The organism is Caulobacter sp. KR2-114 (genome assembly GCF_049446115.1).
In the GTDB taxonomy this organism is placed as follows: domain Bacteria; phylum Pseudomonadota; class Alphaproteobacteria; order Caulobacterales; family Caulobacteraceae; genus Acaudatibacter.
This window is the reverse complement of the sequence record NZ_JBMSEC010000001.1, coordinates 859,158-877,491: the sequence shown is the minus strand read 5'-3', so window position 1 is coordinate 877,491 and position 18,334 is coordinate 859,158. Positions and strand designations below refer to the sequence as shown.

General features: G+C 71.3%; 12 protein-coding genes. 4 read left to right on the top strand and 8 right to left on the bottom strand.

The features are described from left to right. The first annotated feature begins 186 nt into the window (after positions 1-186). Entirely contained in the window at positions 187-3,369 is a 3,183-nt protein-coding gene (locus ACO2Q3_RS03930; RefSeq protein ID WP_423305181.1) for a DUF7507 domain-containing protein, read from the top strand. A gap of 64 nt (positions 3,370-3,433) precedes the next feature. Here the strand turns inward: ACO2Q3_RS03930 and ACO2Q3_RS03925 are convergent, their stop codons facing one another. The 5 genes from ACO2Q3_RS03925 to ACO2Q3_RS03905 all read right to left on the bottom strand — a co-directional run bounded on the left by ACO2Q3_RS03925 (position 3,434) and on the right by ACO2Q3_RS03905 (position 10,385). Then, a complete protein-coding gene (locus ACO2Q3_RS03925) occupies positions 3,434-4,258 on the bottom strand; it encodes a phytanoyl-CoA dioxygenase family protein (protein WP_423305179.1) in 825 nt (274 codons plus the stop codon). Between the two features lie 103 nt (positions 4,259-4,361). After that, positions 4,362-5,858 (bottom strand): carboxylesterase/lipase family protein, encoded by a 1,497-nt coding sequence (locus ACO2Q3_RS03920; protein ID WP_423305177.1) that lies wholly within the window; start codon positions 5,856-5,858, stop codon positions 4,362-4,364. After that, on the bottom strand, positions 5,855-6,820 hold the full coding sequence (gene pip, locus ACO2Q3_RS03915) for a prolyl aminopeptidase (protein WP_423305175.1): 966 nt from the start codon (positions 6,818-6,820) through the stop codon (positions 5,855-5,857). The genes ACO2Q3_RS03920 and pip overlap by 4 nt, the downstream gene beginning before the upstream one ends. 27 nt (positions 6,821-6,847) lie before the next feature. After that, the gene (locus ACO2Q3_RS03910) at positions 6,848-8,272 is read right to left on the bottom strand and encodes an MFS transporter (protein WP_423305173.1); all 1,425 of its coding nucleotides are present in this window, start codon (positions 8,270-8,272) and stop codon (positions 6,848-6,850) included. A gap of 328 nt (positions 8,273-8,600) precedes the next feature. Continuing rightward, the gene (locus ACO2Q3_RS03905) at positions 8,601-10,385 is read right to left on the bottom strand and encodes a CocE/NonD family hydrolase (RefSeq protein WP_423305171.1); all 1,785 of its coding nucleotides are present in this window, start codon (positions 10,383-10,385) and stop codon (positions 8,601-8,603) included. Positions 10,386-10,506: 121 nt separating this feature from the next. Here ACO2Q3_RS03905 and ACO2Q3_RS03900 point away from each other — a divergent pair, with 121 nt between their 5' ends. Both ACO2Q3_RS03900 and ACO2Q3_RS03895 read left to right on the top strand, forming a co-directional pair. Beyond that, complete coding sequence (locus ACO2Q3_RS03900) at positions 10,507-11,442, top strand: 3-keto-5-aminohexanoate cleavage protein (RefSeq protein ID WP_423305169.1); 936 nt, start codon at positions 10,507-10,509, stop codon at positions 11,440-11,442. Next, the gene (locus tag ACO2Q3_RS03895; protein WP_423305167.1) at positions 11,443-12,573 is read left to right on the top strand and encodes an NAD(P)/FAD-dependent oxidoreductase; all 1,131 of its coding nucleotides are present in this window, start codon (positions 11,443-11,445) and stop codon (positions 12,571-12,573) included. A gap of 157 nt (positions 12,574-12,730) precedes the next feature. Here ACO2Q3_RS03895 and ACO2Q3_RS03890 read toward each other — a convergent pair whose 3' ends face one another. Further along, positions 12,731-14,191: a M81 family metallopeptidase gene (locus ACO2Q3_RS03890; protein ID WP_423305165.1), complete on the bottom strand. Its 1,461-nt coding sequence runs from the start codon at positions 14,189-14,191 to the stop codon at positions 12,731-12,733. Between the two features lie 151 nt (positions 14,192-14,342). Here ACO2Q3_RS03890 and ACO2Q3_RS03885 point away from each other — a divergent pair, with 151 nt between their 5' ends. Beyond that, positions 14,343-15,689 (top strand): aspartate aminotransferase family protein, encoded by a 1,347-nt coding sequence (locus ACO2Q3_RS03885; RefSeq protein ID WP_423305163.1) that lies wholly within the window; start codon positions 14,343-14,345, stop codon positions 15,687-15,689. A gap of 176 nt (positions 15,690-15,865) precedes the next feature. On the opposite strand, the gene ACO2Q3_RS03880 is transcribed toward ACO2Q3_RS03885, so the two are convergent. Continuing rightward, a complete protein-coding gene (locus ACO2Q3_RS03880) occupies positions 15,866-16,804 on the bottom strand; it encodes a phytanoyl-CoA dioxygenase family protein (RefSeq protein WP_423305161.1) in 939 nt (312 codons plus the stop codon). An 8-nt stretch (positions 16,805-16,812) separates the two neighbouring features. Beyond that, the gene (locus tag ACO2Q3_RS03875) at positions 16,813-18,330 is read right to left on the bottom strand and encodes a carboxylesterase/lipase family protein (RefSeq protein WP_423305158.1); all 1,518 of its coding nucleotides are present in this window, start codon (positions 18,328-18,330) and stop codon (positions 16,813-16,815) included. Positions 18,331-18,334: the final 4 nt, after the last annotated feature.

Sequence of the window (18,334 nt, the reverse complement as noted above, 5' to 3'; positions counted from 1 at the left end):
TCCGCTACGATCCTGAAGCAATGCCGGCGACAACATGCGACGAATCCGTCGCGAAAGACTGGTGGCATGGTCGTCTGGACCTGAGTTCTACCACTCAATTGTCTTCGGTCTAAGGAAAACTACCGAACACACCGCAGACCCGAGCCGTTCGGCTGCGAAATGGCAAACGATGTTGGGATAGAAATCATGTCCACGACCGATCTCAATGATGGCGCGTTCTACGACTCCACCAGCGTCAATTCCGGCACGGGCAACTACGACTCGTTTCTGCGCATCCAGGCCAGTCCCACCGAAGACGGCTACAACACCAGTGCTGGCGTGCCCTTGGACGACAAGGGCGGCGTCTGGACCCACAGCATCCTGCTCAGCGCGCTGCAGGTGGTGTCGTACAATGGCGTGGACTGCTACGAGATCCGCATCGACCTGAACGAGACGAACAGCAAGGGCGGTCCCGCGATCGACCTCAGCCAGTTCGACCTCTACGTCGGCGCCGCCGCCACGGCCAACGACTTCACCGCCGCCGGCGTGACCAGCGATCCCAACCTGGCCAAGGTCTATTCGCTCACCCCGGGGCTTGGCCTCACCGACATCAGCAACGGCAGCGGCACCGACGACGGCGCGATCTATGTGCCCGTGTCGCTGTTCGCCAACGCCCCGACCGGCGCCTACCTGACGCTGTTCGCCGCCTTCACCGGCTCGGACGGGGGCTTCGAGGAATTCCGGGCGCTCACCAATCCCGGCGTGCCGGTGAACGGCCAGGGCGACATCGTCATGGCCAAGATTCCGGACGTCACCCAGGTCGACCAGGCGGGCCAGGTGATCCACTACACCATCGACGTGAACAACGACGGGACGGGGGCGCTGCACAACCTCGTCGTCACCGACCCGCTGGCGTCGGACATCGCGCCGACGCTCAACGGCTCGGGTTTCAACGTCGGCGACACCAACAGCAACAACGCGCTCGATCCGGGGGAGACCTGGGTCTACACGGCCAGCCACACTGTCACCCAGGGCGAAATCGACCTGAATGGCAATCCGGATGCGAACTCGGGCTTCATCTTCAACGAGGCCCTGGCGACCGACACCGAGGGCGTGAACGCCTTCGCCGACTCCACGGTCGACATCGTGCGCAATCCGGCGCTGAGCCTGGTGAAGAGCTTCACCACCGCGCCGAGCGATCCCGCCGACCTGGACGGCGCCGGCAACGGCGAAGTCGACACCGCCGGCCAGCTGATCAACTACACCATCCACGTCACCAACTCCGGCAACGTCACCCTGACCAACGTCACGGTGACCGACCCGCTGGACCCGACGCTGGGCAATGTGGTCGGGACGATCGCCAGCCTGGCGCCTGGCCAGAGCCAGGACCTGACCTTCTCGATCGCGGCGACCCAGGACCAGATCGACAACGGGGCGCCGATCAACAACACGGCGCACGGAACCGACGACCAGAACGCCGCGACCGACAGCAACCAGGTCACCACCCTGATCGACCAGGATCCGGCGCTGAAGGTGGTCAAGCTGGCGTCGGTGAAGGACGGGACGGCGGACCACGCCGGCGACGAGATCGACTACACGGTCACGGTGCAGAACACCGGCAACGTCACCCTGACCGGCCTGAATCTGACCGACAGCGTGCCGGACGTCACTCTCACCTACCAGTCCGGCGATACCGACGGTAACGGCAAGCTGAGCGTCGGCGAGACCTGGACCTTCACCGGCGCCCACATCGTCACCCAGGCCGACCTGGACGGGAAGGGCAACGCCACGCCGCTCCCCGACGGCGCCTTCCACAACACCGCCTCAGCCACCACCGACCAGGGCGCCACGGACCAGTCCAGCGCCAGCACGCCGCTGGTCTACAACCCGGCGATCTCGGCGACCAAGGTGGTCGACCACATCAGCAACGGCACGCCGTCCGCGCACTGGGCCGGCGACATCGTGTTCTACGACTTCACCGTCAGCAACACCGGCAACATCACCCTCAACGCCCCGACGCTCAGCGACCCGCTGGTCAGCAACGTCACGCCGATCCTGGCGAGCGGGTTCAATGCCGGCGACATCAACCAGAACGGTCTGCTGGATGTCGGCGAGACCTGGCAGTACATGGGCTCGCATACGGTCACCCAGGCGGAGCTGGACGCCAAGGGCAACGCCTTGCCCGCGGACGGCCTGCTGCACAACACCGTCACGGTGAGCGACCACGCCACCGTCCTCGGTGACGCCGTGCAGACCACCGCCAGCGCCACCGCGCCGCTGGACTACGACCCGCACATCAAGCTGCAGAAGACCGTGGCCGACGTGCTGAACGCCGATCACTCCCTGGACAGCGACGGCAAGATCGACACCGCCGGCGACATCGTCGACTACAACTTCGCCGTCACCAACACCGGCAACGTCAGCCTGCTGGGGACCACGCCGACCGATCCGCTGATCTCGAACATCGCGGGCAAGATGAGCGGCGCCTACAACGTCGGCGACACCAACCACGACGGGCTGATCAATCCGGGCGAGACCTGGCTGTTCACCGGCTCGATGGGCGTCACCCAGGCGCAGATCAACGCCGCGGGCAATGGCGGCTTCATCGTCAACACCGCCACGGTCAACGACACGGGCGTCAGCGGCGGGACCGTCACCGACACCTCCAGCGCCAACGTCCAGGTGGCCCTGGCCGGCCCCGGCGTGCGCACCCCCGGCTTCTGGATGAACAACGGCTCGGCGCTGTGGGACGGCAATGGCGCGACCATGTCCAACGGCGGCACGCTGAACATCGTCAAGGCCGGCGGCGACCTGCTGAGGGGCTACAACGTCGACATCAACGGCGACCACCTGCTCACCGGCGCCGAGACCAGCAACGCCGGCCAGTACCTGCTGATCGGTGACTGGAACAGGGACGGCATCACCGACAACGGCGAACACACCATCCTGATCAGCCGCACGGACGCCCTGGCGCTGCTCAACGCTTCGCAGAAGCAGCAGGGCGACGGCCGCTGGTTGCTCGGCCGCGACCTGGTCGCTTCATGGCTGGACTATCTGGCCGGCAACGGCGTGGGTCCGGTGGACTCCCACGGCGTGCCGCTCACCTCGGCCGCGCCGGGATACGACGCCAACAGCCCAGGCCACTACATGGACGACGCCATCCAGTGGCTGACCAAGGAGACGACCTTGGGGACCGGCGGCCTGCTGAGCCTCGGCAGCGGCCACAACACCATGCCGGGCCCCGCGGCGATCGCCACCAGCTCGTCCGCCTGGAACAGCGTGGTCAACCCGCTCGACAAGACGGCGGCCGACATGCACGCCTCGCTGGACGGCTACAACAACACCGGCACGATCCACGGCAGTCTGTACGCCCCGCTGCCGTCGGTCTGAGTCCTGGCCTTCTGCGTCCTGGCCCCCTGGGCGCGGTCGCGCGGGTCTGCCGTGCGGCCGCTGCTCAGCCCCCGCGGCGGCTTCCGGCCAGGTCCGCCGCCAGCAATTCGCCCGCCAGGGAAAGGTTCGCCGCGCCGTCGAGGCCGAGCAGCCAGCGGAGTTCGCGGTCGAGGGCGCCTTGCGTCGCCTCGGACAAGACGGCGTTCCAGTTCACCTGCGGGCGCAGGAAGCCGCGCGAATAGTAGCCGAACAGCAGGGCGCGATCCTGGTCGGTGGTGACGTTGGCGCCGGAGGTGTGCCAGACGCGCCCGTCCATGGCGATGATCGAGCCGGCCTTCGCCTCGAACGGAACCAGCCGCGCGCCGGGATCCGCGCCCAGGTCGGCGCGCCGGGTCACCCGGTGGCTGCCGGGTATGAACAGGGTGGCGCCGTTCGCAGGCGTCACGTCGGTCAGGCACCAGATGATGTTGATCGACCAGGGCTCGAGCCAGGGCTCCGGCACGACCAGGGCCTGGTCGGAGTGCAGGCTCATCGACCTCGAGCCGGGCCGGGCGATGTTGGCCGTGAAGTTGGAGATCATCGCGTCCGGCCCCAGCAGGGCGCGGACCAGCGCCATCGCCACCGGACGCCGGATCAGGTCGCGGAACAGCGGATCGAGGTCGATGAGGTCGAACACCCGCACATTGGCGGCGTTGGGGTCGAGCACCGGCATGTGGGTGTCGTTGCCGCGGGCGCGCCAGCGCTCGGCGGCGGTCCACAGCCGGGCCAGGGCTTCGGCGCTCTCGGCCGGCGTCAGCACGTCCGCGACCACGCACCAGCCCTGGTCCAGCAGCTGGCGGACGGCCTCCATCGGCGCGGCGGTTCCGGCCTGCGCCTGCAAGCGCGCCATCGGCGGTCTCCATCCCGTGCCCGGCGGCGGTTCTCGTCGCTCGGGCAGGCGACTCTTAGACCGCCTTCCAGGGCCGTCAAACCGCTCCGCCGCCGGCGAGCCTTCACCAGACGTCGCGCACGCCTCCGCCCGGATCCTCGGCGAGGCTGTCCTGAAGATCGTACAGGCGGGTGAGGCGCTCGCCGGCCCGGTAGGGGGGCCAGGCGCATCGCCCGGTGCGCGCGAACATCGCCAGGTCGGCGCGCATTCGGCGGGCGAGCGCCTCCTCGTCGACCGTGGGCGCCCGGCCGAACAGGAAGCGCTGCAGCGGCGAGGCGGCCATGGTCCCGAGCCAGAAGGCGAGGTCGGTGGCGTGGGTGCTGACGTTGCCGGCGACCTCTGACGGCGCCTTCAGCTCGAAGCGGTACATCCAGGTCGGCGCCCGCGCGGCATGGGCCTCGGCGGCGTGGATCGCCGGCAGGCGGTAGTAGCGGTCGCTGCGGATGCGGCCGGCGAGGGCGGCGTCGTCTGCGCCGGGATAGGCGGCCGCGTAGGCGTCCCAGATGGCCCGGGCGCGCGCCGCGCCGAACGCCCGGGTCGGGGTCTCCAGGCTTGCGTCGCGGGTGTGCAGGGCGGCCAGCCAGTCCAGGCCGGCGCGGAACGGGGTCCAGCCCAGCTCGTCCTCGGTCGAGCCGATCAGCAGCGGCAGGGGGTGTTCGCGGCCCGCCAGGACGGTGGCCATCGGCGGCTCGGCCAGGCTCGCCGGATCGATGCGCGGGCCGAACACCACGCCTTCGTCCACCCGCCGGGCCGGGTCGTTCTGGCGTTCCTCCAGCAGGGCCTGCTGCGCCGCGAGCAGGCGGTCCAGCGGGGCGCTGATCAGCTCGCTGGCGTCGGCGGCGCCGGTGAGGGCGAGGACGCGGGCGGCGAGGGCGTCCTGGTCGCCGGGCGAGGTGGCGGAAAATTCGCTGCCGCTCTGCACCACCGCCCTGTGGAACAGCCCCTTGGCGGCGGGCAGGGCCAGCAGGGCGACGATCGACCAGCCGCCGGCCGAATAGCCGAACAGGGTGACCTTGCCGGGATCGCCGCCGAAGGCTGCGATGTGGTCGCCGATCCAGGCCAGCGCGGCGACCTGGTCGGACAGGCCGAGGTTGCGACCGGCGCCGGCCCCGCGGGCGCTGAACGGCGGCCAGCCGAGGATGCCCAGGCGATAGTTGATCGTCACCACGACCACGTCTTCCTCGGCGGCCAGGCGGGCGCCGTCCTGGGTGGCGCCGCTGCCGGCGCCGGAGACGAAGGCGCCGGCGTGGATGTAGACCAGCACCGGCCGGCGCGCCGCGTCGGCCGCCGGGGTGAAGACGTTCAGGTTCAGGCAGGCCTCGTCCATCGCCGGCAGGACCGAGAGGTTGAACTCCGGCGCATTCTGCGGGGCGACCGGGCCGTTGCCGGCCGCGTCGCGGACGCCAATCCACGGCTCCGGCGACCTCGGCTCGGCGAAGCGCTCCGCCTGGGCGTACGGCAGGCCGCGATAGACCTGGGCCCCCCACAGGGGGTCGACGACGCCCTGCACCGCGCCGGACCGCGTCTGGATCACGCCCGTGCGGCGAGGCTGGTCGGTCATCGCGATGGTCCCTGCGTCTGCAGCCGAAGCTTCAGCGCCTCGCCGCCCCGGATCTGGGCGGCGGCCATGGCGGGATCGGCGCCGGAATGCCCGCCGGCCGGCTCGATCTGGTAGTCGCAGCCCGGCCAGGCGCGGGCGACTTCATCGGCGGTGACGATCGGGCAGATCATGTCGTAGCGGCCCTGGACGATCACTGCCGGCAGGTGGGTGATGCGCGGCAGGCCCCGCAGCAGCTGGTCGTCCTGCAGGAACAGGCGCTGGCGGAAATAGTGCGACTCGATCACGGCCAGGCCGATCGCCGTGTCCGGTTCGGCGAAGCCGGCGCGGGCGTCCGCGTCCGGCAGCAGGGTCGAACAGGCGCCCTCGTATCGGCTCCAGGCGAGCGCCGCCGCGAGCCGCGCCGCCGGGTCCGACTCGTCCGCGAGGCGCCGGCAATAGGCGCCCAGCAGGTCGCCGCGCTCGGCCTCGGGCACGAAGCCGGCGAAGTCGCGCCAGGCTTCCGGAAACACGGTGCGCACGCCGTGCATGAACCAGTCGATCTCGGACGGCCGGCCCAGGAACACGCCGCGCAGCAGCAAGCCCAGGCAGCGCTCGGGGTGCGCCTGCGCATAGGCGAGAGCCAGGGTGGAGCCCCAGGAGGCGCCGGCGACGGCCCAGCGCGCGATGCCCAGGCTCTCGCGCAGGCGCTCGATGTCGTCGACCAGGTGCGCGGTGGTGTTGTCCTCCAGCAGGCCGAGCGGTCGCGAACGGCCGGCGCCGCGCTGGTCGAACATGATGATCCGCCAGAAGCCGGGATCGAAATGCCGGCGATAGGCCAGCGGCGTGCCCGCCCCAGGGCCGCCGTGAAGGAAGACCAGCGGCACGCCGTCGGGATTGCCCAGCTCCTCCCAGTACAGGGTGTGGCGCGGGTCGACCGGCAGCCTGCCGGCGCGGCGGGGCTCGATCGGCGGGAAGGGCTGCATGGCGGCGCTCCTGTCCTTCAGGCTCGTTCAATCGGCCGGGATGGCGCCCAGCTCAATCTCGGGGTTTGCAATCTCGACGTTGCGCCGCGCCATCAGGTCCGCCGCGGTCTGCGCCGCCTCGCGCCGCGAGATCGGGAAGCGCCAGAGCAGCCACGCGCCGAACAGCTGGAAGGGCGCCGCGCCGTAGATGGCGATGAAGCGCAGCACCGCGAGGCCCCGGGCGGTGCTCGGTCCCGTGGCCGAGAACCCGGCCCACTGCACCAGCGGCAGCACCAGCATGAACGGCAGGGCGCCGGCGATCTGCGAGATCAGGGTGTTGGCGGCGGTGTAGACGCCGGCCCGCTCGCGGCCGGTGGTCAGGGTCCCGTGCTCGATGGCGCTGGCCTGGATCGCCGAGGCCAGCACCAGCGCGCCGGCGAACAGCGCCGCGCCCACCGCCTGGATCGCCAGGAAGGCGCCCGGCTGGCCCGGGGGCAGGAGGCTGTAGGCGGTGGTGCGGAACAGGCAGGCCAGGGTCACGGAGGCCGCGATCAGCCGGTGCAGCTCGAAGCGCCGCGACAGCACCACCCACACCGGCGCCGCCAGCACCGTCACCGCCCCCTGCACCAGCAGGGCGATGCTGAAGGTCTTCTCGATCAGCAGCACCTTGGACAGGAAGAACAGGGCGATCGACTGCTCGGTGAAGATGGCGAAGTTGATGATCGCATAGGCGAACACCAGCCGGGCGAACGCCTTGTTGGTCACCAGGGCGTCCCGGAAGTCGCGGAACACATCGAGCGGGTCGAGGGGCGGGGCCTTTGCCTCGTGCGTCGGCCGGTCGGGCACGCCCAGCAGCAGGCCGGCCAGCGCCGGGGGCGTGACCACCGCCAGGGCGATCAGGAAGATCATCATCGTCTGGCGGCTGGCGGCCGGGAAGTGCAGCGCCTGGGCCAACAGCGGACACAGGCCGGCGAAGATCAGCGCCGCCATCATCACCGTCTCGCGCAACCCCAGCATCCGCGCCCGGCCATAGGGCGTCGCCGGGGTCTCGGCGCCCAGGGCGTAGTACGGGATCATCACCAGGCTGGAGCCGGTGTAATAGATCAGCAGGGCGATCGTCAGATAGGCCGCGCCCGCGTGCGCCACCGGCGGGGCGAAGGTCAGCCACAGCCCGATCGCCAGCAGCGGCGCCCCCGCCAGCATCCACGGCCGCCGCCGTCCGAAACGGGTGCGGGTGCGGTCCGACACCACCCCCAGGATCGGGTTGAAGATCAGGTCGTAGATCTTCAGCGCCCCGACCACCGTGCCGACCACCCCCAGCGAGACCCCCATCACCTGGGCGTAGAAGGCCGGCAGCAGCAGGCTGAACGGCGGGACCATCAGTCCGGCCGGCAGGGCGTACCCCGCATAGGCCAGCGTCCGCCCCCACCCAGGTTCGACCTTCGCCTTTGCGGACGGGGCGGCTTCGATCATGGGGGCTGCGGCTCCAGGAATATTGTGATCTGTGATATCAGTTGCATCCGCGCGATGAGGCGTCAAGGCAGGTGGGCATTAAGGCTCGGACAGGCTTGGACCCGGGCTTGCCGATCGTCAGCCCTCGCCCCCTCAGGGGGAGAGGGTTGGGTGAGGGGGCGCTCCAACCTGCAGAGCCTATCGGTGATGTCTCGTCACGCGGATGAACCCCTCACCCAACCCTCTCCCCACGCGTGGGGAGAGGGCTAGAAAATCGATTGGTTGGACGAGCGGTCGGGCGCTTGCTTGACCTCAACGTCAGCCGCCGCCATCGCTTGAGCGATGGCTGTCACCAGATTACCGGCAGCACCACCCCCGACATCCGGGTCCCGCCGCGGTGCAGCCGCCAGGTCGGCGCGGTCCCATCCGGGATGGCGGCGAAGGTGTGCTTGTCGGCGCCGGCGAGGGCGAGGCGCAGGCGCCAGCCGGCGGGCAGCCGCACGGCGGTGGGCAGCAAAGGGAAGGTCAGCTCGGTGAGCTCGCCGGGGACCATCGGCGCGGCGTCGGCCTCGCGGAAACTGCGGTTCGGGCCGGGGCGGACGTAGATCGGCGGCTCGGCCGAGACCTGGCGATGGAGGCCGCGCAGGCCGCCTTCGCTGAGGTAGATCACCCGACCGTCCGGACCGACGGCTTCCAGGTAGGCGATGAACAGCCCGTCGGTGGCGTCGGTCTCCACGTGCAGGGTGACCAGGCCCTCGCCGACGATCGTCAGCGGCGCCGCCAGCGGGGCGCTGGTGTAGGTCAGCAGCGCCGCGTCCGCCTCGGCGCGGTCGGGATAGGCGATGTGCAGACCCAGCTGGGTGGTCCAGCGGTTGAACGGGCCGGTGGTGTCTTCGGGATCGACGGCGTGGGCGTCGACGCCGGCGGGCAGGGTGGCGCCGACGTCTGCGGCGACCAGGACGCCTCCGGCGGAGAAGCGCCAGACGCCGTCGCGCACGCCGGCCGGGGGCCAGGTCCCGCTGGTGCGCCATTCGCCGCCGCCGGGGACGTCGGGGGCCATCAGCAGGTAGTCGATCCGCCGGGCCGGGCCGCCCGCAGCCGTATCCAGGCCGCGCCCTTCCAACTCGGCCTGGAAGAAGCCGGCCAGCTCGGCCGCCTGTTCGGCGCGGCCCGGGACCGGGGGGGCGCCGTGGCTGGGGCCGAAGGGGTTGGCGTCGTGCATGGCGCCGTGGGTCCAGGCGCCGATCTTCAGCCGCATCGGCGCGCCCGACAGGGTCCGGAAGCGCGCCAGCGCCCCGGCGGCGGTGCCGGCGTCCATCCAGCTGGCCCAGTGGAAGGCCGGGCGTGCGCCGGCTGCCAGCTCGGCGGCGACGTCGCACAGGTTCACGGCGCGGTCGGGCGCGGCGGGATCGTCCGGTCGTCGCGTGGAGGGGCCACGGAAGGTCGTCGCCTTGAAGCGGGCGGCCTGGTCGGCGTTGGCGCCGTGCTCGGCCAGGGCGGCGCGGTAGAGCGCGCCGTCGTCGCCGTCGACGGCCTGGGGCGGAATGTCATCAGCGGGCGGCTGGCCGGCCTCGCCGCCACGGTCGAGGGCGGCGGTGAACTGGCTCCAGGCCACCGAGAAGGCGATATCGGGCATGCCGCCCGGGAACAGCAGGTGCTCGTAGATGTCGAAGTCGGTGAACCGCGGCGCCACGGCGACCAGGGCCGGATGGTCGTGGACCTGCAGCAGGTCGCAGGCGTTGCCGGGGTACGAGATGCCGGTGGCGACCACGCGCCCGTCCGACCAGGGCTGCGCGACGATCCAGTCCAGCACCTCGCGGTAGTCGTCCGCCTCGGCCCAGCCCTTCTCCACGGTGCGCGCGCCGAACGAGGCGCCCGTGCCGCGCACGTCGACCTGCACCACGATGAAGCCGTGCCGCGTCAGCTCCAGGCTCTCGCTGAAAGTCGCTGACGCGATGGCCGCCCGGGTCGCGCGCCCGTAGCGGGTGAAGATCACCACGGCCGGCAGACGGTCCCATCCCGAGACTTTCGGTGGCGTCGTCATCGAGATCGCCAGCCGCACGCCATCGCGCATGGCGACGTATTCGGACCAGTTTTCGAACGCCGCCGCCTGCCGGCCGCTCTCGTCGCTCACGCCCACCTCCGCGCCCCATCGCACACCGGGGCTTGACGCCGTCCGGCATTTCGCAATCTGATATCACAGATCACATAACTGCGCTCGCGGTGAGCGCAAGTCCTATCGAGCGGAGCATGGCATGAAGCGCGGCGGCAAAGTCATCATCACCTGTGCGGTGACCGGTTCGGTGCATACGCCGTCGATGTCGCCGCACCTGCCGGTGACCCCGGACGAGATCGTCGCCGAGTCGGTGGCGGCGGCGCAGGCGGGGGCCTCGATCATCCACCTGCACGCCCGCGATCCGCGCGACGGCAGCCCCACGGGCGACCCGGCTGTGTTCGAGGCCTTCCTGCCGCGCATCAAGCAACAGACCGGCGCCGTGGTGAACATCACCACCGGCGGCTCGAACGGCATGACCGGCGACGAGCGGATCGCGGCGGCCAGGCGGTTCTCGCCGGAGGTCGCCTCCCTGAACATGGGCACCATGAACTTCGACTACGGTCAGGCCGCCGTGCGGGTGGCCGACTGGAAGCACGCCTGGGAGGCCGAATACGTCGCCTCGTCCGGCGAGCGCATCGCGCACAACACCCCGTCCTTCATCGGCAAGGTGATCGAGGTCCTGGGCCAGGGCTGCGGCACGCGCTTCGAGTTCGAGTGCTACGACGTCGGCCACCTGTACATGCTGGCCCACTTCGCCGACCTGGGCGTCGTCAAGCCGCCGTTCTTCGTGCAGTGCATCTTCGGCATCATGGGCGGCATCGGCCCGGACGTGGCCAACCTGACGCACATGGTCGCCACCGCCGACCGGCTGCTGGGCGACGACTACTATCTGTCGGTGATCGGCGCGGGGCGCCACCAGATGAACATCGCGGCGGTCAGCCTGGCCATGGGCGGCAACGTGCGGGTGGGCCTTGAAGACAGCCTCTACCTGGGCAAGGGTCGCCTGGCGCGCTCCAACGCCGAGCAGGTGGCCAAGGTGCGGCGCATCGCCGAGGAACTGTCCTTCGAGATCGCCACGCCGGACGAGGCGCGCCAGATGCTGCAGCTGAAAGGGGCCGACCAGGTCGCGTTCTGAATGGTCGAACGGGTTGATTTCCTGGTGGTGGGGTCCGGCATCGCCGGCGCCCCGGCCGCCTACGAGCTGGCGGCGAAGGCGAAGGTGCTGGTGGTCGAGCGCGAGGGGGCGCACGGCGTGCACACGACCGGCCGCTCGGCGGCGCTGTACTCGGCCGCCTATGGCAACGCGGCGATCCGCGCCCTGACCCTGGCCAGCCGGCCGTTCTACGACGCCCCGCCGCCGGGCTTCGCCGACTATCCGCTGCTGACCCCGCGCGGCTGCCTGTACATCGCCACGGCGGGCCAGGAGGCGGCGCTGGCGGCGATCGAGGCGGAGGCGGTGGCTTCCGGGGTGACCATGCGGCGGGTGGGGGCGGCGGCGGCCCGCGAGATCTGCCCGATCCTGAAAGACGCCTACCTGGTCGACGCCACGCACGAGCCGGACGCCATGGACATCGACGTCCAGGCCCTGCACCACGGCTATCTGCGCGGCCTGAAGACCCGCGGCGGCGAGGCGCGGCTGGACGCCGAGGTCACCGGCCTGGCGCGGGTCGGCGACGTCTGGGTTGCGACCTTGGGCGACGGGACCACAGTGGAGGCGGGCACGGTGATCGACGCCGCCGGCGCGTGGGCCGATCACGTCGCGGGCCTCGCCGGCGTGCAACAGATCGGCCTGGCCCCCAAGCGGCGCACGGCCCTGATCCTCGAAGCGCCGCCAGGAACCGAGCCCGGCCCCTGGCCGGCGGTGATCGACGCCGACGAGCAGTTCTATTTCAAGCCCGAGGCCGGCCGCATCCTGGCCTCTCCGGCCGACGAAACGCCCTCGGCGCCCTGCGACGCCCAGCCCGACGAGTGGGACATCGCCGTCTGCGTCGACCGCATCCAGCAGGCCGCAGAGCTGCCGGTGCGCCGGGTGCTGAGATCCTGGGCGGGGCTGCGCACCTTCGCCCCCGACCGCTCGCCGGTGATCGGCTACGACGTGGCCGCGCCGGGCTTCTTCTGGCTGGCCGGGCAGGGCGGTTACGGCGTGCAGACCGCCCCGGCGGCCGGCCGCGTGGCGGCGGCGCTGGCGCTGGGAGAGGCGATCCCGGCGGATGTGGCGGCGTTGGGGGTGACGGCGGCCATGCTGGCGCCGGGGCGGCTGCGGTAGGGCGCAAATCCACACTGTCATCCCGGAACGGGCGTCAGCCCATATCCGTGACCGCCGGAAGCGCGGAGGGTTGCAGGTCGCAGCGGACGCCGGCGTTTGCCGCGGTCCCGGATATCCGCTGCGCGGATTCCGGGATGACAGAGATGATCGGAACGCTTCACCCCAGCCCCAGCGGATCGCTCACCTTCGGCCAGTAGTCGCCGTCCCGCCTCGAGTACGGGATCGCCGCGAAGTCCGGGGCGATGGCGCCCGGGGTGGAGGCGTACAGCACCGCATCGGCGATCCTGCCGAACGCCGCGTGGAAGTGCTGCGTCGACTTCACCACCACCAGGCGGCGCTGGGCGGGGTCGAGGCCGAGGTTGCTGAACAGGTCGACGCCGAACACCTGCTCGCGCTTGCCGACCAGCACGATGTCGATGCCGGCGGCGCGGATCCAGGCGGCCGGGCCCATCGGCACGGTCTCGCCGGACAGGCCGGTCTGGGTGTGCGCCTCGGCCAGGGCGATGACCTCGGCGGTCAGGTCGACGGGCGCGCCGGAGGTGGGGCCGAGCTTGCCGCCGACGCGCAGGGTGAACACCGCGCCGACGCCGGCCTCCCGGCAGAGCGCCACTGCGCCCGGATCGTACAGGCCGCCGATCGCCACGTCGGCGAGACCGCGGTCCAGGCAGGCGCGCAGCACGAAGGTGGAGTCGCAGGGCGCCCCGCCGCCGGGATTGTCGGCGACGTCGGCCAGCACCACGCAGCCAGGGGTCACGGCGGCGCGGTCCAGCGCCTCCTCCAGGCCCAGCACCGTGGCCGCGGTGGTCTCCCGCAGGCCGTAGATGCGTGTCCCCCAGGCCTTTGCCTCACGGGCGGCGAGGTCTGCGTCGCCGTCGGTGATCACCCAGACCTTGGCCCCGACCTCGGCCACGTCGCCCCAGGGAAAGCCGTGGCCGAACGAGATCGACAGCACCCCGTCATGGCCCTCGGCCGCCTGCATGGCCGCCACGAAGTCCGCCATCGGCCCCTCGGTGGTGCGCCACATGCTGACCATGCGCGTGTCGAAGGCGGCGGTGACCGGCCGGATCTCGCCCAGCGCCGCGCGGCGGCAGAGGGCATAGAGCTCGCGCCCACGGGCAATCTCGTCGGTGTGGGGATATTCCTTGTAGCAGATCACCACGTCGGCGGCGGCCAGCATGGCGTCGGTGACATGGCAGTGCAGGTCGAGTTCGGCGCCGATCACCGCGCCTGGGCCAACGATCGCCCTTACGCGGGCGAGCAGGTCGCCCTCGCAGTCGTCATAGCCCTCGGCCACCATGGCGCCGTGCAGGTTCAGCAGCACCACGTCCACCGGCAGGGCCGCCTGCAACTGGCCGAGGATCTCGTCGCGCAGGCCCTCGTACACCCCCTTCAGCGTGCGGCCGGCGGGCTGGGCCGCCGCCGCCGAGCCTTCCGCCACCTCGACCTGGTCGGCTTCGGCCAGCCGCCGCCACTCGGCCAGCAGCACGCCGATGGTGCTGTCAGGCCGGCTGGAGGCGTCGCCCTGGGCATAGCCCCCCTCGCGGAACGCCGCCCACCCGGTGGGCAGCGGCGAGAAGGTGTTGGTCTCGGTGGCCAGCATCGCCATGAAGAGCCGCATCGTCGCCGTCCTTTGCCGTCTGGCCTCGCGTCGCCGAGGATCGGACTTGAGCCGCGCCCCGGCAGGATATAACGATATCTGTGATCACAATTGATGGTTCCGGGCAAGATGGCCGCGCGCCTTCGCCCGTCGCCTCGGGGAGGGATCCGCCATGACCGACGCCAGCACCCACAGCCTTGCCAACACTCCCGCCTGGCCGGACGACGCCTCCCGCTCGGCGGCGCTGTACCAGCGGGCGCGGGCGGTGATGCCGTCGGGCTCGTCGCGCCTGACCATCTTCTTCAAACCCTATCCCGTCTATGCGGCGAGCGGCGAGGGGGCCTTCGTCACCGACGTCGACGGCGTGCGGCGCGCCGACTTCATCAACAACTATTCCTCGCTGATCCATGGCCACCGCCCGCCGCAGGTCATGGCCGCGGTGACGGAACAACTCGGCAAGCTGACGGCCGTCGGCCTGCCCACCGAATCCGAGATCGCCCTGGCCGAACTGCTGGCCGAGCGCCTGGCCGGTGTGGACCAGGTGCGCTACGCCAACTCCGGCACCGAGGCGGTGATGATGGCCATCAAGGCCGCCCGCGCCTTCACCGGCCGGCCGAAGATCGCCAAGGTCGAGGGCGCCTACCACGGCGGCTACGACCATGCCGAGGTCAGCCAGACCGCCCTGCCGGACGGCTGGGGCGATCCCGCCGCGCCGACGCCGACGCCCACCTATTTGGGCCAGCCCAAGGGGGTGCTGGACGACGTGGTGGTGCTGCCCTGGAACGACGTCGCCGCCGCTCGCGCCCTGCTGGAGGCGCACGCCGGCGAGCTGGCGGCGGTGCTGATCGATCCCTTGCCCTCGCGGGTCGGGTTCGTGCCGATCGCGGCGGACTATCTGGCGATGATCCGCGAGGTCAGCGCCAGGAGCGGCGCCCTCCTGATCCTCGACGAGGTCTACAACCTGCGCCTGGGCTACCACGGCGCGCAGGGCAAGTTCGGCGTGGTCCCGGACCTGACCACGCTCGGCAAGATCATCGGCGGCGGCTTTCCGGTCGGCGCGGTGGGCGGCCGGGCCGAGGTGATGAGCGTGTTCGGCTTCGACACAGGCCGCCCGCGCGTGCCGCACGGCGGCACCTACAACGCCAATCCGGTGACCATGACCGCCGGTCTGAAGACGATGCAGCTGCTGCCGCCGCAGGCCTTCAGCCGCCTCGCCGTGCTCGGCGAGCGCCTGCGCGAGGGCCTGCGCCGCGCCCTCAGCGACCGCGGCCTGCCCGGCCAGGTCACCGGTGACGAGTCCTTCGCCATGCTGTCGCTCAGCGACCAGCCGATCCGCACCTATCGCGACCTGGTCTACGCCGCCCAGTTCGCCGAGGCTCAAAGCCGGGTCCACGCCGTGCTGATGAACCGCGGCGTCCTGACCTCGCCGTCGCTGGTGTTCACCCTGTCGACGCCGATGGACGAGGCGCTGGTGGACCAGGTCGTCGCGGAGGTGGGCGCGGCGCTGGGGGCCGTGTGAGGGGGCGGGGTCCACCGTTCCCTCTATCTCACTGTCATCCCGGAAAGGCGCGCCAGCGCCTTATCCGGGACCGCCGGAAACGCTGAAGCTTGCCTGCCGTAGCGGGCGCCGACCCCCGTGGCGGTCCCGGATATCCGCTGCGCGGATTCCGGGATGACAGAGTTTGGGGGGCGCTGCTACCCCAGCTCCCCCACCGCGCTGTCCAGCCAGTTGGTGTTCGCCCGGCCCAGCACGGGGGCGATGCGGCCCATGGCGCGGTTGGGGGCCTCGAAGCCGACCAGGGCGCGCTCGGCCTCGGTGAGCTCGGCATAGACCTCGTCCAGCAGCGAGAGCGGCAGGTTCTCCTGCTGTCGCAGGTAGGGCTGGCAATAGTAGGAGAAGATCGCCGGCCGCGGAGTGTCGGTGGTGTTGGCGCCCGCGCCGTGCCAGAGGCGGCCGTCGAACACCAGGGCCGAACCCGCCGGCGCCTCGGCGACCACGGTGGGCGCCTCCGCGCGGACCAGGCGGCGCTCGCCGGCCTCGTCGCGTGTGAAGCGGATGGTGGGCGGCGGCAGGGTGTGCGTGCCGGGGACCAGGCGGGTGGCGCCATTGGCGGCGGTGAAGTCGACCAGCATCCAGACCACGTTGCAGACCATCGCCACCGGCGTCGGAAACGGCACGAACTGCTGGTCGGAGTGCAGCACCTGGGCGACGCCGCCCTTCCTCATGATCATCGCCGTCAGGCTGGAGAGCGTGGCGCCGCGGCCCAGGATGTCCGGCACGACGGTGGTGGCCAGCGGGTGGCTCAACAACCGGCGAAAGACGTGGCCCTTGTTCAGCAGATGGCCGAGGCGCTGGTTCGGCGCGGCCTCGCGTCCGCCCTTGTTGGACGGCATGCCGGTCTGGTCGTCGCCGAAGAAGAAGCCGATCCCGGTGCGGTCCTCCGCGGCGGCCTGGGCCAGCACCCGGTCCTTCAACCGGGCGGTCTCCTCGGGCGCCAGGGCGTTCAGCAGCACGCCGTAGCCGCACTCTGCCACGTCGCGCCGGATCTGCTGCAGGTCGGCGGTGGGGACCGGCGTGCGCACGTGGGGAAGCGCCACCGGCGGCGCGGCGATCGGATCGGGTTGGCGGCTCATGGGGTTCCTCACGGGACCAGGTCGTCCCAGACGCGGCGGGTGTCGGACGCCGGATCGGCCTTCGCGCCGGAGACCAGGCCGAACACCATGGTCTCGCGCCGGACAGGGTCGTAGGGCGCCCACCCCGGCCCCTCGCCGCGTACGAAGCCGCCCAGCGCGCGCTGCATGTCCCGGGTCAGGGCGCGCTCCGCCTCGGTCGCCTCGCCGCCCAGGAAGAAGCCGGCGTAGCGTGGCTCGGCCGTGGCGCCGAACCAGAACGGCAGGTCCAGGGCGTGGTGGGCGTTGGGGAAGTAAGGACCGCGGCCGCGGTAGTCGAAGGCGTAGAGATGCGTCTCGCCGCCAGCCGCGGCTTCGGCCAGCCGGACGGCCGGCATCCGGTAGTCCTTGTCGGTGGCGATCAGCCCGCAGAGCTCGGACTCGGAGGCTGCGGGATAGGCCTTCGCATAGGTCTCCCAGATACGTTGGGCCGCGCGCTCGTCGAACAGGCGGGTCAGGCCGGCGACGGTGACCGCGCGAGTGCTCAGGGTCGCCGCCGTGGGATTGGCGTTGAGCTGCAGCGGCGTGACCACCAGCTCCTCGGTGGTGTAGCCGGCCATGATCGGCGCCCGGGCGGCCCGCTGGCGGGACCCCGGGGCGATCCAGTCGGCCGGATCCTCGCCGATCAGCAGGCCGTCACGATTGGGCATGAACGGCCAGCGCAACTGCTCGACCGTGTCGATCACGTGCAGCGCCCGCTGGCGCACTGTCCACTGCGCCTGCAGCAGCGTGGCCACCGGCGCCGTCTTCAGCGGCTCCAAGTCGGCCGCGCCCAGCTCGGTCAGGATCTCGGCGGCGTAGCGGTCCTGCCGGTCCGGCTCCAGCCCGACCAGGGTCTGCAGGCTCATCGGCGCGGCCCTGGCGAACAGGCCCTCAGCCTCGGGCAGGCGCGTCAGCATCGCCGAGATCATCGCCCCGGCCGATTGGCCGCCATGGGTCACCCGGGCAGGGTCGCCGCCGAAGACGGCGATGTTCTCGCCGATCCAGCGCAGCGCTGCGACGGCGTCCAGCAGGCCGAGGTTGCGGCTCTCGGCCGGCCCCCAGGCGGCGAACGGCGGCCAGCCCAGCACCCCCAGCCGGTAGTTGGCGGTGACCACGACGATGTCCTCGGCCGCCGCCAGTCGCGCGCCGTCGTACAGCGACAGGTTGCCGGCGCCGGTGACGAACGCCCCGCCGTGGAAGAACACGAACACGCCCCGCGCGCCGCCATCGCAGGCCGGCGTCCAGATGTTCAGGTTCAGGCAGTCTTCCGACTGCGCCAGGCCGGCATAGGCGCCCACCCCGTCGTCGTCGTTCTGCGGACAGATCGGACCCGGGGCCGTGGCGTCCCGCACGCCGTTCCAGGCGCGCGGCGGCCGCGGCGCGCGGAAGCGGTGCGGCGGCGCCGTCGAGCCGGCGAACGGCACGCCCAGAAACGCCTGCACGCCGCCGGGCAGGTGAAGGCCGCTGAGCTGGCCCTGGGCGGTGTCGACGAGTGGGGCAGAGGGCATCGGA

Excerpts from the sequence above, each read along its gene's own strand:
- ACO2Q3_RS03880 (WP_423305161.1), bottom strand. The coding sequence starts at position 16,804 with ATGAGCCGCCAACCCGATCCGATCGCCGCGCCGCCGGTGGCGCTTCCC.
- ACO2Q3_RS03890 (WP_423305165.1), bottom strand. The coding sequence starts at position 14,191 with ATGCGGCTCTTCATGGCGATGCTGGCCACCGAGACCAACACCTTCTCG.
- ACO2Q3_RS03875 (WP_423305158.1), bottom strand. The coding sequence starts at position 18,330 with ATGCCCTCTGCCCCACTCGTCGACACCGCCCAGGGCCAGCTCAGCGGC.
- pip (WP_423305175.1), bottom strand. The coding sequence starts at position 6,820 with ATGCAGCCCTTCCCGCCGATCGAGCCCCGCCGCGCCGGCAGGCTGCCG.
- ACO2Q3_RS03885 (WP_423305163.1), top strand. The coding sequence starts at position 14,343 with ATGACCGACGCCAGCACCCACAGCCTTGCCAACACTCCCGCCTGGCCG.
- ACO2Q3_RS03910 (WP_423305173.1), bottom strand. The coding sequence starts at position 8,272 with ATGATCGAAGCCGCCCCGTCCGCAAAGGCGAAGGTCGAACCTGGGTGG.
- ACO2Q3_RS03895 (WP_423305167.1), top strand. The coding sequence starts at position 11,443 with ATGGTCGAACGGGTTGATTTCCTGGTGGTGGGGTCCGGCATCGCCGGC.
- ACO2Q3_RS03920 (WP_423305177.1), bottom strand. The coding sequence starts at position 5,858 with ATGACCGACCAGCCTCGCCGCACGGGCGTGATCCAGACGCGGTCCGGC.
- ACO2Q3_RS03900 (WP_423305169.1), top strand. The coding sequence starts at position 10,507 with ATGAAGCGCGGCGGCAAAGTCATCATCACCTGTGCGGTGACCGGTTCG.
- ACO2Q3_RS03925 (WP_423305179.1), bottom strand. The coding sequence starts at position 4,258 with ATGGCGCGCTTGCAGGCGCAGGCCGGAACCGCCGCGCCGATGGAGGCC.
- ACO2Q3_RS03930 (WP_423305181.1), top strand. The coding sequence starts at position 187 with ATGTCCACGACCGATCTCAATGATGGCGCGTTCTACGACTCCACCAGC.